This is a genomic window from Pseudomonas sp. GL_117, assembly GCF_057835125.1.
Genome location: NZ_CM174418.1, coordinates 2,945,149 through 2,960,043, shown reverse-complemented (window position 1 = coordinate 2,960,043; position 14,895 = coordinate 2,945,149). Strand labels below are relative to the sequence as shown.

The following is a 14,895-nucleotide window of genomic DNA, read 5'->3' as shown; positions in this document are numbered from 1 at the left end:
CCCGTGGGAACCTGTGATATGAGCCTGTTCAGGGAAGTCGGCATGCACGCCGCACTGGGCCGCACGGTCGCGCACATCGGCACCGAGCGTTTCTGGAAACAGCTGGTGCTGTTGCTGCACCAATGCCTGCCATTCGATAACGCCCTGGCGATTTTCTACCCCAACGATGGCGCACCCCAGGCCCTGGAGGAATACGACGCGCAGCCGAGCAGCAAGCCGGCGTCGATGCTGGTGTACCTCAATGGCTTGTATTTGCTCGACCCGTTTTTCCAGGCCTGTCGCGAGGGATTCAGCAGCGGCGTGTACCGCCTGGAAGAAGTCGCGCCGGATCATTTCCGCCAGAGTGAGTACTTCCTCAACTACTTCCACGACAACGTGCTGGAGGATGAGGTGCAGTTCATCCTGCAAGTGCCGGGCGCAGGGACGTTGTCCCTGTCATTGGGCATGCAGCGCCGATTCAGCGTTGAAGAAACCGGGCTGATGACCCTGCTGGCGGCGTGGGTGTTGCCGTTGATGCAGCAACATTGGCAGCAGAGCACACAGCGCGCGGCGCCGGCCATGGATAGCCAGATCCGCGATGCGTTGAGTCATTTTGGCAGCGGCGTGCTGTCGGAGCGCGAACTGGAAATCGCGCGCCTGGTACTGCGTGGGTTTTCGTCCAAGGCCATGGCCGAGCGCCTGAATATCTCGCCGGATACGGTAAAGGTGCACCGGCGACACTTGTACGCGAAGCTGGATATTTCGTCACAGCCGGAGCTGTTTTCGTTGTTTATCCAGTCGTTGGGGCATGATCTGGAAAACCCCTGAATCCGCGACTGCACAGAATCCAAGTGTGGGGTTTGTGTGGGGAATTCCATGGTTGAGGCGCAACCTCTCTGCCAGCAGTGCCACCGCCTTCGCAGCCTCGCTAAAGCTCGACAGCTCCCACAGGGGATTGGCAGTGCCTGGACGATCTCCAGCCGAACACTCACTATCCATCAACACCGATCAACTGTGGGAGCGGGCTTGCCCGCGAAAGCGGTGGTTCAGCCAACACCTCTACCAGCCATGCCACCGCCTTCGCAGCCTCGCTAAAGCTCGACAGCTCCCACAGGAGATTGGCAGTGCCTGGACGATCTCCAGCCAAGCACTGACAACCCAGCAACACCAATCACCTGTGGGAGCGGGCTTGCCCGCGAAAGCGGTGGTTCAGCCAACATCTCCACCAGCAGTGCCACCGCCTTCGCAGCCTCGCTAAAGCTCGACAGCTCCCACAGGAGATTGGCAGTGTCTGGGCTATCTCCAGCCGAGCACTGACAGCCCGCCAACACCAATCACCTGTGGGAGCGGGCTTGCCCGCGAAAGCGGTGGTTCAGCCAACATCTCCACCAGCAGTGCCACCGCCTTCGCAGCCTCGCTAAAGCTCGACAGCTCCCACAGGAGACTGGCAGTGCCTGGGCGATCTCCAGCCGAACACTCACTCCCCATCAACACCAACCACCTGTGGGAGCGGGCTTGCCCGCGAAAGCGGTGGTTCAGCCAAAATCTCCACCAACAGTGCCACCGCCTTCGCAGCCTCGCTAAAGCTCGACAGCTCCCACAGGGGATTGGCAGTGCCCGGGGGATCTCCAGCCAAGCACTGACAGCCCAGCAACCCCAATCACCTGTGGGAGCGGGCTTGCCCGCGAAAGCGGTGGTTCAGCCAACACCTCTACCAGCCATGCCACCGCCTTCGCAGCCTCGCTAAAGCTCGACAGCTCCCACAGGGGATTGGCAGTGCCTGGGCTATCTCCAGCCGAACACTGACATCCCAGCAACCCCAATCACCTGTGGGAGCGGGCTTGCCCGCGAAAGCGGTGGTTCAGCCAACACCGCTATCAACAGTGCCGCCGCCTTCGCAGCCTCGCTAAAGCTCGACAGCTCCCACAGAGAATTGGCAGTGCCTGGGCTATCTCCAGCCGAACACTCACTCCCCATCAACACCAACCAACTGTGGGAGCGGGCTTGCCCGCGAAAGCGGTGGTTCAGCCAACATCTCCACCAACAGTGCCACCGCCTTCGCAGCCTCGCTAGGGCTCAACAGCTCCCACAGGGGACTAGCAGTGCCATAGAGGGGCGGCCGGTGTTTAACGACCCGTGCGGATGGTGTTCCACACCCGCGTGCGAATCCGGTCGATATTCAGCGGCATCGCCTCCAGCGCAAACAACTTGCCCATCATTTCTTCGCTCGGATAGATCTTGGTGTCGGCCTTGATCTCGGGCGCCACCAGGCCGTCCGCCGCGCTGTTGCCGTTGGCGTAGTGCACCGAGTTGGTGATGTCGGCCATCACCTTGGGCTCCAGCAGGTAGTTCATGAACGCATACCCGGCCTTTTCATCCGGCGCGTCGGCGGGCATGGCCACCATGTCGAACCAGATCGCGGCGCCTTCCTTGGGAATCTGATAGCCGATCTTCACGCCATTCTTGGCTTCCGTGGCGCGGCTTTCCGCTTGCAACACGTCGCCGGAGAAGCCGACGGCCACGCAGATGTCGCCATTGGCCAGGTCGCCGGTGTATTTCGAGGAGTGGAAATACGCCACATACGGCCGCACTTTCATCAGCAGCGCTTCGGCTTTTTTGTAGTCCTCGGGATTTTTGCTGTGGGGTGGCAGCTTCAGGTAGTTGAGGGCAATCGGCAGCAATTCCGGGCCGTTATCCAGGATTGCCACCCCGCATTTGCTGAGTTTTTCCATGTACTCGGGCTTGAAGATCAAGTCCCAGGAATCCACCGGGGCGTTGTCACCCAGCACCGCCTTGACCTTGTCGATGTTGTAGCCGATGCCCGTGCTGCCCCACAGGTACGGGAAACCATGGGCGTTGCCCGGGTCGTTGTTTTCCAGGGCCTTGAGCAACACCGGGTTGAGGTTTTTCCAGTTGGGCAACTGGCTCTTGTCGAGCTTTTTCAGGGCGCCGCCCTGGATCTGCCGTGCCATGAAGTGGTTGGACGGAAACACCACGTCATACCCCGAGTTGCCGGTCATCAGCTTGCCATCGAGGGTTTCGTTGCTGTCGTACACGTCGTAGCTGAAACCGATACCGGCCTGCTTCTGGAAGTTCTTGGTGGTGTCCGGCGCAATGTAGCTGGACCAGTTGTAGATCTTCACCGTCTCGGCGGCCTGGCTGACGGAGGCCAGCAACATCAAGGGCAACAGGGCAATGGCTTTCATGGTTCGATTTCCTGGCGGTTTTAGGGCTGTTTTTATGGCAGGCGATCAAGGATCAAAGCGTTACAGAATCAATACGTAGGTCTTGCGCACGGTTTCCTGGATGTCCCAGATGCCGGTGCTGTTGGCCGGCAACATCAGTGCATCACCGGCTTGTATGTGGACGGTTTCACCGGAGTCGGGGGTGAAGGTGCAGCGGCCCTGGATGAAATGGCAAAACTCCTGGGATGTGATCTGCCGGCGCCAGCGACCCGGGGTGCATTCCCAGATACCGGTCTCGACGCCGTCGCTGCGCTCCACGCTCAGGGTCGAGGCCACGGCGATCGGTTCGCCGAGGGGCACGGCCACGGGTGACGAGTCCGGCAGGTGGGCGTTCAGGGTGTCTTTGAATTGAGTGATGCTCATGGGTTCTCCCGTGTGAGTGAAACGACTTAGTGCATGAAACCTTCCATGAACTCGGCCACGCCGGTCGCCAACTTGCGGCGCCAAGGGGCGCTGTTGGGGTCTGCCAACACTTGGTCCTCATGGACAAAACTGCGAATGATCGCGTTGTAGCCCAACCAGCGGCACGGTTCCGGTTCCCAGGCCTTGAGCGCATCCAGGCCACGTTCGCGGATTACCCAGGGTTGCCTGGTCAGTGGCGTGGCCTGGCCGAGGATCAGGTCGGCCAGGGTGCGCCCGCCCAGGTTGCTGGCGCCGACGCCCTCCCCGCCATAACCGCCGGACAGCGCGATGCCGGTCTGGTGGTCGCACAGCATGTGCGGGCGGAAGTTGCGCGCCATGCCCAGGTTGCCACCCCACGAATGGGTAATCCGTACGTGCTTGAGCTGTGGGAAAAGCTCACCGAACAGGTAGCGACGCAGCTCGACTTCACTGTCAGTCAAATCGAAGTCATGCCGCAGTTTGCCGGCGAACTGATAACCGCCACGGGCGCCAAACACCAGGCGATTGTCGGCCGTGCGTTGGCCGTAGGTGACCTGGCGGCTGCTTTCACCGAACGCCTGGCCGTGGCTCAGGCCGATCTCATCCCAGGTGCTGGCAGGCAGCGGCTCAGTGGCTACGATCAGGCTTTGCACCGGCAATTGGTACCGGCCCAGGGGCGCCAAGGTGTTGGCATAGCCTTCCACGGCTGGCACCACCCAGGCGGCGCGGATGCTCGCCTTGGGCGTGCGCACGCGGCCGGATTGCCAGTGGATGGCCGGGGTGTTTTCGTAGATCTTCACGCCCATGCTTTCGACCACCCGTGCGAGGCCGCGCACCAGCTTGGCCGGGTTGATCGTCGCGACGTGGGGCGCATAGATACCGCCATAAGGCTTGGCGATGCGGATCTGTTGGGCCAGTTGTTGCGGGGCCAGCCAGCGATAATCCGCTTCGGTCAGGCCCTGGGCGTAGAGTTTGTCCAGGTAGCGGCGCAGGCTGCCTTCCTGCTCGGGATAACGCGCGGCGCAGTACAGCGCGCCGCCCTTGCGGTAGTCGCAGTCGATGCCTTCACGGCCCAGGACCTGCGCAACTTCATCGGGGATGCCGTGCAACAGGTCGAACGAGGCGCGGCGCTGTTCGGGCGGCACGTCGGCCAGCAGGCGATCTTCGCCGAGCAGGTTGCCCATCAGCCAGCCACCATTACGGCCCGACGCGCCGAAACCGGCGGTTTGTGCCTCGATGATGGCGATGTTCAGCTCGGGGGCCTGGCGCTTCAGGTAATAGGCGGTCCACAACCCGGTGTAACCGGCGCCGATAATGGCCACGTTGACGTCGAGGTCATGCTCCAGGGACGGCCGCGCCACCAGCGGGTCGTCCAACTGGTCCATCCATAAACTGATATTGCGCCATGCTGGCATGCCCGCTTCCCCTACCTCGTTTCGATAGGGTCGATCCTAGAGCGCGGTGTTACTGAATGTCTTGCGCGCGTGCACGCAGGGAAATTTGTTTGACGTAGGCCTTGGGCGACTGCCCGGTGTGTTGGCGGAACGCACTGTAGAACGCCGACAACGAATTGAAACCGGCGGCGAACGCCAGGTCATCGACCTTGATCGGCGGCGTGGCGTGCTCCAGCGCGGCGAGCAAATGTTGCAGCCTGGCCTGGTTCACGTAGCGGTAGAAGCTCTGGCCGAGCACTTGATTAAGCAGGTAGGAAATCTGATTACGGCTGTAGCCGCATTCCTTGGAAACCCGTTGCAGGTCCAATTCGGGGTCCAGATAAGGCTGCTTGCGTTCGAAGTACTGCTGCAAGTCATTGGCCATATGCCCCAATTGCTGCGGTGACAGGCCCAGGCGGCTGACCGTGGGACGCAGGGTCTGGGTCGGCTGTTCGTGCACCAGGGAGGCGTATTCGTTGACCCGCCAGATCAGCCCGTCGCGCACGGTGATCGCTTCGCTGGTGCGAAACGACACCAGGCCCTGGCCGCCGCGCAAGGTGATGCGGTATTGGATGAACGCAGTGTTGCCATCAGCGCGGATGCGGTCGGTGTGCTCAATCGCCTCGTCCGCCTCACGGGGCATGCTGGCTTGCAGGTACTCACGCAGCTCGGCGTAACCGACCACACGGTTCTGGAAAAAATCGTGGTACTGGATCTGCGGGTGGTAGTAGGACATCACCCCATCAAGGTCGCGACGCCGCCAACACAGGCTGTGGCGCAGCACGACGTCGCAGGTGGCTTGGGTGTGCTGGCTATCATCGTCTGGGGCGATGTTTGGCATGGAAGGCTCTGCGGCGGGTAAAGCGTGGAGATTGCCGAATTTTGTGGCTTGCGACAATGGCCAAGTGCAACGCCCGGATAATGGCCTTTTGGCATCCTCACCATAAGGCGTGATCCATATCAAAAGGTAGGAAAACAACCGCTAAACGGGGCGAAAAAAGTCACGTTGCGTTTACAAACGGATGCTATTTTTAACTTCTCCGATGCCACGACCACTGACGGTCATGGCCCCTGCCGCGAGCAAAAGGAAGCGCTCAATGAACAAGGTGGGCAACATGAATAAAGTGACATTCCCCAACGCCTGCCAGCTGATGCGCTGGCATTTCCATCCGATGGGCTTCGAGGGCAGCATGGACGCGCCCGGCAGCATGGTCGCCCGCCTGTTTGACCGAGCGAGTGGCGAGACGTTGATTGCCATCGCGGGCATCCCTTGCGCCACGGTGATGAATGCGGCCGATGTGGAGCGGATCATCGAAGCGGTGGAGGATGAGTTGGCGTCGTTTGTGCCCCCGCTGACTTTACGGGCTTGAGTACGCGCTGACAGGCAACACCGTTCGAAGGTGGAACAGGCTTGTGTGGGAGCAAGCCCGCTCCCACAGGGGGGGATGTTGCATTCGCCGGCTAACCCCGCTGGTCGTCGAAGAAGGCTTTCTTGCCATCTACCCGCTCTGACGCCTTGGGCACATTCACCGCCTGGCCCTCGGGCTTTTCCACATACCAGTAGCAATGGCTGACAGCCCGGGTAATACCCACATAGGCCAGGCGCAGCACCTCGTCCCTTTGCGCAGTGTCATACGGCTCGCTGTCACCGTCCTTGCCCAGCCCCGCCATGCGGTACACCTGATTCTTGTAGGGCGAGCTGGTGACATGTTGGCAATCGCCCAGCAGAAATACCGCGTCTGCCTGTAGGCCCTTGGCACTGTGGTAGGTCAGCTGTTTAAGCCTGCGCGCCTGGGGTGGCAAGCTAGAATCCAGATTAACTACAGACTGAATATGCTCTTGAATCAGTAACTTATCGCTACTTTTTCGATAAAGCATTAACACTGTTTCGCCGTTTTGATAGTGCATCAACAACTGCTGCCCCAGTGCGGCTTCATCGCGCTCCAGCACCTTGACCGGCACCAACGGCTTGGGCGCTCCGCTGGCCTTGGCCTTTTTGCCGGGAATCGCCGGCGCAGCGCGCACGATATGCTCCGCTGCGTCGATGATGTGCTGGTGACTGCGGTAGTTCTCCGCCAGCATCACGCGAGTGGTGGCCGGGGATGGGAATTCCTGGTTGAACTGCATGAAATACTTGGGCGAACTGCCGCGCCAACCATAGATCGACTGCCAGTCATCCCCCACGCACAGCAGCGATGAACGCTGGGCGCCGCGCCCGACGTGCATGGCCGGACCGCGACTGCGGATCTCGCGCAGGCTGGCGCGGATCCACGAGACGATCTGCGGCGAGACGTCCTGAAATTCGTCGATCATCAGGTGGGACAGCGGCCGCAGCAACGGATCGCTGAGCAGCTTGAGGTTTTCCGGGGTGTTTTCGCCAAACAGCGAGAACATGCGGTTGTAGGTCATGATCGGCGGCGACTGGTCGAGCAAGTGGTCTTCCAGGGCCTTCCAGAAAATGCTCAGCGCCTCGAAGAAAAAGCGGTCCGGGTCGTCCTTGGCAAAGCTCATCTGGCCCACGGCCGTGGGCACATCCAACCCGAGGTTCTCGATAAAACCGGCCGCCATGACGAAACAGTCCAGCAGCGGCGCCGAAGCCAGCTCGCCCTTGACCTTGTAATCAAAGCCCGGCCCCGCGCTGGCATCACCGGCCAGGCTGCTTAACAGTCGTTTTGATGAATCGTAATTATCAAGCCATATCAGCGGCTTACGACAGAAAGCTTGAAACAGGGTGCGCTTTACCGCCCACTCGGCGCGCACCGAAAGTTTCGAATTGGGCCGACTGACCTGGGCGTTTTCCCGCGAATCGAAGCCCAGCACCACCCACGCATCCAGCTCCGGGATGTAGCCATGGCAATGGAATTTCGCGCCATTGATCTCCACGGTCTGCCGGCTCGGCTCAATGCCCTTGATCGGCCAGGCCCCTGCGCGGAACCACAGGTCTTCGATCAGATCGCAGAGTTCTTCGTCGCGTTTGGCCGCCAGCTCGGTCACTGCCACGCGCTTTTGCACGTCGGGATGCTCGCGCTCCAGTTCCTTGAGCTGCAGCCCATGCCGGGCCAGCGGCGCGATCAGCTCGCGGAACCGCGCATGCTGGCCGTGCAAACGGTGATAGCAGGCGTTCATTTGCTGACGCTGGGCGTCGTTGATACGCAGGTCGAACGGGTTGCTGTCAGCCTCTTCAGTACCCGAATTCAGGTTCTCGAAGGCCTGCAGGCGCTCGAAACCCGGCAAGCTGCGCACCATCGGCAGGATGCGCGAATGGAAGGTGCGTACCACCGCCTGGGCCTCTTTGAAGCCAAGGGGTTGGCCCCACAGGTTGAGAATTTCCATGAGCTTGTGGATGAAGTCTCTGCGCGATTCGCGGGTGAAGGTCACCACGGTCATCGAACTGAGTTCAAAGCCCAGGTAATGGGTCAACAGCAGGATACGCAGCACCAGCGAGGTGGATTTACCCGCACCGGCACCCGCGATCACCGACGTCGAAGGTGTGTCGCTGAAGATCATCTTCCACTGCGCGGCACTGGGCTGGGCATGCGCCGGCAGCAGGCGCGCCACGTCAGCCTTGATGCGTTTTTTCAGGTCGGCGGTCAGCGGCAGGCGCCAATCATCGAACAGGTTGTCGTCGACACCCGGCGCACGGTGTTCATCGGGGCGAAAGTCACGGATCAGCAGGACTTGCCGGCCCTCCTCGATGCCGTCGGCCTTGCCCTCGCGGTAGCCATACTCCACGCCTGCCTCATGCCCACTGCGAAAGCCATCGGCCTGCCCATGCAGCCAGGAAAACCGGTGCTGGGCGCGCAGGCGCGTGAGTCCGTGGCCAAACAGGCGCGCCGCCAGGCGCTTGAACAGCGGCATGTCTGCCAGTGGGCGTAGCTCTGGGGGCAAATCAGGGGTGTGTTGCGGCACGCGGACTCCAGCGATGAGGTTGGTTTTGGCGAATGCACCATGGTCGCCGGAATCGGCGTTCAGTTCCAGCCAATTGCTTTGCTGTCATGCAGTTAGGCGATGAAGTGAAAGTCAAACCCCTGCTTATCAATCTAGTAAGTCGATAGGAATCAGGCACTTTTTACGCTTTTTATCGATCATGTAGTGCCGGATCATAGGCGCTATCCACAGGAGACGATCATGCTTGAACTTCGACCTTTCAACACGCTGGGCGGCGCCCACCATGGCTGGCTTGACGCCCATCACCACTTTTCCTTTGCCGAATACCACGACCCTGCGCGTATGCACTGGGGCAACCTGCGGGTGTGGAACGACGACATCATCGCCCCCGGCACCGGCTTCCCGCAGCACCCCCATCGCGACATGGAAATCATCACTTATGTGCGCGAAGGCGCCATCAGCCATGCCGATAATTTGGGCAACAAAGGCCGTACCGAGGCTGGCGATGTGCAAGTGATGAGCGCCGGCACCGGGATCGCCCACAGTGAATACAACCTGGAAGCCACGCCGACCAAGATCTTTCAGATCTGGATTATCCCGAATGAAAGCGGCTTGCCGCCGTCGTGGGGGGCCAAGCCGTTTCCCAAAGGTGACCGCGAAGGCTTTGTGACCCTGGCCAGCGGTAAAGCGGGCGACAGCGAAAGCCTGCGTATTCGTGCGGACGCACGGCTGGTCGCGGCGAACTTGAAGGCTGGGGAAAGCGCCGAGTATCGGCTCGACAACGGGCGCCGGGCGTACCTGGTACCGGCCACCGGAGCCGTAGACGTCAACGGCTTGCGCGCACAGGCTCGAGATGGTGTTGCGGTTGAGGATGAGTCGGTGTTGCGGGTGACTGCCATCGAGGATAGCGAGATCGTTCTCGTCGACCTGGCTTGACCGCGTCCAACGTCTGGAGGGGGCTAAATGTGGGAGAGGCCTGCCCTCTCCCACACTGGTTTTGCCGTGTTACTGGGAAATGGCGCCGTCTACGAGGACCTGAGCTTCTTCCACCAACAACTTGAGGTGATCTTCGCCGATAAAACTCTCGGCGTAGATCTTGTAGATGTCCTCGGTGCCCGATGGCCGTGCGGCAAACCAGCCGTTTTCGGTCATCACTTTCAGGCCACCGATCGCCTGGTTGTTGCCCGGCGCATGGCTGAGGATCTGCTGGATGCTTTCCCCGGCCAGTTGGGTGGACGTCACCTGCTCCGGCGACAGCTTGCCCAGCAATGCCTTCTGCGCCGGGGTGGCCTTGGCGTCGACGCGGATCGCGAACGGCTCACCCAGGGCGTCGGTCAGGCCACGGTAGATCTGGCTTGGGTCCTGGCCTTTGCGCGAGGTCATCTCTGCGGCCAACAGCGCCGGGATCAGGCCGTCCTTGTCGGTGCTCCAGACGCTGCCGTCTTTGCGCAGGAACGACGCGCCGGCGCTTTCTTCACCGCCAAAGCCCAGCGAACCGTCGAACAAACCATCAGCAAACCACTTGAAGCCCACCGGCACCTCGTACAGGCGCCGGCCAATACGTGCGGCGACGCGGTCGATCAAGCCGCTGCTGACCACGGTCTTGCCCACGGCCGCATCGGCGCGCCAGTCGGGACGGTTCTGGAACAGGTAGTCGATGGACACCGCCAGGTAGTTGTTCGGTGCCAGCAGGCCACCGGACGGGGTGACAATGCCGTGGCGATCGTGGTCCGGATCGCAGGCGAACGCCACGTCGAAACGTTCCTTGAGGCCGATCAGGCCTTGCATCGCGTAGCTGGAGGACGGGTCCATGCGGATCTGGCCATCCCAGTCGACGCTCATGAAGCGGAACGTCGAATCGACTTCGGTGTTCACCACATCCAGGTTCAGGCGGTAGTGCTCGGCAATCGCCGACCAGTAGCGCACCCCTGCTCCGCCCAGCGGGTCTACGCCCAGGCGCAGGCCGGCGCTGCGGATAGCGTCCATGTCGATCACGTTGATCAGGTCGGCCACGTAGCTGTTGAGGTAGTCATGGCGGTGGGTGGTGTCGGCCTTGAGCGCCTGGGCGTGGCTGATGCGCTTGACCCCGGCAAGCTTGTTGGCCAGCAACTCGTTGGCCTTGGCTTCAATCCACTTGGTGACGTGGGTATCGGCCGGGCCACCGTTCGGCGGGTTGTACTTGTAGCCGCCACTTTGCGGCGGGTTGTGGGACGGCGTGATGACGATGCCGTCCGCCAGACCACTGGTGCGGCCGCGGTTGTAGCAGATGATCGCGTGGGAAATCGCCGGGGTTGGCGTGTATTCATCACCCTCGGCCAGCATCACGTGTACGCCGTTGGCGGCAAGCACTTCCAGCGCACTGGCGCCGGCAGGCGTGGACAGCGCATGGGTGTCCAGGCCAACAAACAACGGGCCGTTGATGCCTTGGGCTTCACGGTACAGGCAAATGGCCTGGCTGATGGCGAGTACGTGCCATTCGTTGAAACTCAGTTCGAACGAGCTGCCCCGGTGCCCGGAGGTGCCGAAGGCGACGCGTTGGGTGGAGATCGCTGCATCAGGCTGGCCCGTGTAATAGGCCGTGACCAGTCGCGGGATATCCACCAGCAACTGGGCTGGCGCCGGCTTGCCCGCAAAAGGACTGATTGTCATGCATAAACCTCGGAAAGAAGGATTCGGAAAAAATGACAGTTTACTGAGAGTTGGACTACGACGCGATGGTATCGATCCCACAGCAGAAGGAGAATTTTCTAACACTCCCTAACTCAGCCAATCTGCGCCTGCTGGAATGCCAGTGCCAATGCGTCCAAGGCCACGTCCAGGTTCGGATGCCCATTGAATACATGGCTCAGGCGCACATGCTGGTGGTGCAGGCCAGCCAGGCTGAACAGCTCGCCCGGGGCAATCACCACTTGCTGGGCAACCATGCGCTGGAACACCTGGCGCATGTCTACCGTGGCCACCGATTGCAGCCATAGACTGGCGCCCGCGCGGGGCGGCTGGTAGGTCACCCGCCCCTCCAGGCGCGCGTCCACACGCTGGCTCATGGCCTCGGCTTGCTCCTGCAGGCGTTGGCGCAGGGTCTGCAAGTGCTGGTCAAACCGCCCGCTCTGGTACAGGCGGGCGATGGCACGCTGTCGGATCGACGACAAACGAAAGGCGCGCAGCAGGAACTGACGCTGCAATTCGCTGCTCAAGTGCCGCGACAGCAGATAGCCGAACGGCGCTTCCGCCCCCAGGGTTTTGTCGAACGACGAAAAGACGATCAGCCGCTCCGGGTTGACCAGATCACGCAGCGCCGGCTGGCCAGCGGCAAACGCCAAGTCGCCGTAGCTGTCGTTTTCCAGCAGCCAGCAGCCGTGCTGCTCCAGCAGATGCGCCACGTGCAGCCGCTCTTGCACCGACATGGCCACGCCCGACGGCAGGCTGACCACGGATGACAGCAGTACCAGCTGCACCGGCTCATGGCGCAACAGGTGCTCGAAGCTCATCAGGTCGAGGCTGCCATCGGCCTTCCAGGGCAACTCGATCACCCGCACACCGGCGGCCTGCAGCAAACGCAGAATCAACCAGTCGCAGGGCGATTCGACAATCAACGTAGTCCCCTTGAGGCCCAGCACATCGATCAGGATTTCCAGCACGCCACGCAGGTCGGCACCGATGTACACCTCGTCGGCTTGCCAGCAGCGCGTGGGCGATGAGGTGTAGCGCGCCGCCAGTGCCGCCCGCAACTCCCACACGCCGCAGGGTTGCGACCAGGGTTGCAGGTGGCGCGGATAACGGCGAATCAACTGGCGCTCGAGCGTCAGCAAGGTGCCATCCAGTGCGCCCAGCAACGCAGGTTCGTCGCCACTGAGTACGGCCATGCGCGGGCGTCGTGCCGCGGCATAGAGCCTTTCCAGCAGGTCGCCACCGGGAGCCATCAACGGGTTGCTGGTCACTGGCCAGGCGAAGTAACCGGATTTGGCCACCGAGTAGACCCGCCCTTCCTTTTCCAGCAGCGAATAGGCGTACTGAATCGTCGAGATCGACACGTTCAAGCGCGTCGACAACTGCCGCAGTGACGGTAGTTTGACCGGGGTCTCCAGGCCGACTTCATTGATCAGGCTGATCATGTAGCGGTACACCGCCTGATAGGCAAATTCCGCTTGCCGCTCACCCCGCAGGTTCATGACCACCCACCAGGGCAACTGCACCCACCCATGCCGCTAGCGCCCGGACATTTGAAAGGCGCAGCCTGGTGTGGCGACCGCCGAACCCGAGGCCTCGCGGCCGCGCGCAAGCACGCTACGTTCCACCTCTCCGGGCCGCCGGCGGTACAACGCCTGGAGTAACGGCAGCGGCAGCCCGCTGGTGTCGACAGCCCACTGTTGCAGCACGTCGGAGGACACCTTGCCTTGCAGCACCTTATGCAGTTCCGGGAGCGCAACCAGCATTCCGGGGTGGCATTGGCGCAGGTAACCCTCAAGGCGCTGGCCGTGGTGGATGAAGGGCGAGTAGAGCAAGCACGTCAACTGGCTCTCATCCAGGCCAAAAACCGCCTGCGCATGAGCGGTCGACAACGCACGGCCATCCGGGCTGCTGGCCTCTGCGATCAGGTATTCGGGAATCTGTCGGCGACTCATGTAGCCGTGCGCCTGGCGAATAAAGCTTTCGACGCCATCCTCGTAGGACAGCTCACGCAGACACTGGGCCTGCAAGCCGTACAGATGGGCCATCAGCAGCGGGTTCGGATACACCGGATGGCTGAAGTGGAAGCCGAACGGGTCTGGCTTATAGGCCAGGAACTCCGTTAGCAACGGCGCGGAGCCGGGGTCTACGTCGGTCAGTAGATCGGCAATCCCAATGTAGGCCAAATGACGATGCCCGCCACGACCAGGGCTTTCGCCCGGCACGTATTGATCGCCGTAGAGGTCGCGGTAACAGCCGACGCTCCACTCCTCCATGCGTGCAAACAGCCCACTGAGCGACATCGGTTTACCTCGCGACATCCCCACTCCAGCTATCAGTGCGTGCTTTTTCAGCCAGGCCAGGTACTGGCTCTGCTTGCGCGCCGAATCGCCACTGACCACGGCATGCACGCCACCGTTCCAGGTTGTGACCCGCTGAAAGAAATCGCCCAGGGACAGGAAGGTGTCAGTGCACAACGTGGCGCGCAGATCACCGGACGTCAGGTGCCCCACCATCAGCGTCGTGCGCTGGCTGGTTTCGCGACCGCTGCTCGACGCAGGGCGCTGGTGGTTGAAGGGGTACACTTCCTGGTTTTCCACCATCAATAATTCGATGCGGGGGTCGTCATGGAAAAACAGCGCGCTATACCCCTGGTGCAGCGTGTCGAGGGTGGCCTGGGTCATCCCTGCGTGTCGCAAGGTCGCCACGCGCAACTGGAAAGTCTTGGGTGCGCGCCCGGCGATGGACAGTTGCGCCGCCCTTAGCAACGCCAGCGTGTAGCTGCTGACTTCGCCGCCGCCATGGGCTATCAGCACTTTGTAATCACCCACCTGCTCCATGCCACCGGCCGCGACGACTATGCGTTGAATCAGTAATTGAAGTGCGGTGCGTTCGGCGCGTGTGAAGTGCCCGATCAAACGTTGTAGAACTTGTTGATAAACATAGTTCATGGCCTGCTCGTGAATTGCGCTCATAATTCTACTACCCGAGTTGAAATATCAGTTTCAGGCAACTATCGAGATTAGTTGCCCGACCCATTACACCTATAGGCTGGATGTGTATCGTTCTGTACTACGCTGGATCAACGTTAGCACCTCGCAACAAAAGCACTGTGTGCACTTATTCGCCTGCCGGGTGCCCAACCCCTTCACAGGCGGCAGAACCACAGGGGCTAGAGCGGTGCCGCCGTACAACCTAGGAATGTTCCGACAACTTCCTACGCTGCTTTATCCAGAAAGTCAGAGAAGCGTCCGACAAGTAACAATCAAGCAAACCCGTGAATTCAGCGGCTATTGATCAGT

The 14,895-nt window shown here is 61.2% G+C and carries 11 protein-coding genes; 3 read left to right on the top strand and 8 right to left on the bottom strand.

Annotation, left to right across the window (positions count from 1 at the left end; genetic code table 11):
- The first annotated feature begins 18 nt into the window (after positions 1–18).
- The gene (locus AC3ISR_RS13220; protein WP_192300134.1) at positions 19–807 is read left to right on the top strand and encodes a helix-turn-helix transcriptional regulator; all 789 of its coding nucleotides are present in this window, start codon (positions 19–21) and stop codon (positions 805–807) included.
- A 1,298-nt stretch (positions 808–2,105) separates the two neighbouring features.
- Here the strand turns inward: AC3ISR_RS13220 and AC3ISR_RS13215 are convergent.
- The 4 genes from AC3ISR_RS13215 to AC3ISR_RS13200 are packed head-to-tail and all read right to left on the bottom strand — an operon-like array spanning position 2,106 to position 5,879.
- Positions 2,106–3,185, bottom strand: a complete 1,080-nt coding sequence (locus AC3ISR_RS13215) for a polyamine ABC transporter substrate-binding protein (protein ID WP_463984801.1) — start codon at positions 3,183–3,185, stop codon at positions 2,106–2,108.
- A gap of 60 nt (positions 3,186–3,245) precedes the next feature.
- Positions 3,246–3,587, bottom strand: a complete 342-nt coding sequence (locus AC3ISR_RS13210; RefSeq protein WP_463984800.1) for a cupin domain-containing protein — start codon at positions 3,585–3,587, stop codon at positions 3,246–3,248.
- Between the two features lie 26 nt (positions 3,588–3,613).
- Entirely contained in the window at positions 3,614–5,020 is a 1,407-nt protein-coding gene (locus AC3ISR_RS13205; RefSeq protein ID WP_463984799.1) for an NAD(P)/FAD-dependent oxidoreductase, read from the bottom strand.
- Between the two features lie 49 nt (positions 5,021–5,069).
- Complete coding sequence (locus tag AC3ISR_RS13200) at positions 5,070–5,879, bottom strand: helix-turn-helix transcriptional regulator (protein WP_192300950.1); 810 nt, start codon at positions 5,877–5,879, stop codon at positions 5,070–5,072.
- Positions 5,880–6,135: 256 nt separating this feature from the next.
- Here AC3ISR_RS13200 and AC3ISR_RS13195 point away from each other — a divergent pair, with 256 nt between their 5' ends.
- Positions 6,136–6,408 carry a DUF1652 domain-containing protein gene (locus AC3ISR_RS13195; protein ID WP_192300951.1) on the top strand — a complete coding sequence of 91 codons (273 nt, stop codon included), beginning with the start codon at positions 6,136–6,138 and terminating at the stop codon, positions 6,406–6,408.
- Between the two features lie 91 nt (positions 6,409–6,499).
- On the opposite strand, the gene AC3ISR_RS13190 is transcribed toward AC3ISR_RS13195, so the two are convergent.
- Positions 6,500–8,947, bottom strand: coding sequence for a UvrD-helicase domain-containing protein (locus AC3ISR_RS13190; protein WP_192300952.1), 2,448 nt, complete (start codon positions 8,945–8,947; stop codon positions 6,500–6,502).
- A gap of 219 nt (positions 8,948–9,166) precedes the next feature.
- Here AC3ISR_RS13190 and AC3ISR_RS13185 point away from each other — a divergent pair, with 219 nt between their 5' ends.
- On the top strand, positions 9,167–9,862 hold the full coding sequence (locus AC3ISR_RS13185) for a pirin family protein (protein ID WP_192300953.1): 696 nt from the start codon (positions 9,167–9,169) through the stop codon (positions 9,860–9,862).
- Positions 9,863–9,931: 69 nt separating this feature from the next.
- Here the strand turns inward: AC3ISR_RS13185 and pgm are convergent, their stop codons facing one another.
- The 3 genes from pgm to AC3ISR_RS13170 form a co-directional block, all read right to left on the bottom strand.
- A complete protein-coding gene (gene pgm, locus AC3ISR_RS13180; RefSeq protein WP_192300954.1) occupies positions 9,932–11,575 on the bottom strand; it encodes a phosphoglucomutase (alpha-D-glucose-1,6-bisphosphate-dependent) in 1,644 nt (547 codons plus the stop codon).
- Between the two features lie 113 nt (positions 11,576–11,688).
- Positions 11,689–13,095 carry an aminotransferase-like domain-containing protein gene (locus AC3ISR_RS13175; protein WP_463984798.1) on the bottom strand — a complete coding sequence of 469 codons (1,407 nt, stop codon included), beginning with the start codon at positions 13,093–13,095 and terminating at the stop codon, positions 11,689–11,691.
- A gap of 36 nt (positions 13,096–13,131) precedes the next feature.
- The gene (locus tag AC3ISR_RS13170) at positions 13,132–14,568 is read right to left on the bottom strand and encodes a hypothetical protein (protein WP_463984797.1); all 1,437 of its coding nucleotides are present in this window, start codon (positions 14,566–14,568) and stop codon (positions 13,132–13,134) included.
- Between the last annotated feature and the right edge of the window lie 327 nt (positions 14,569–14,895).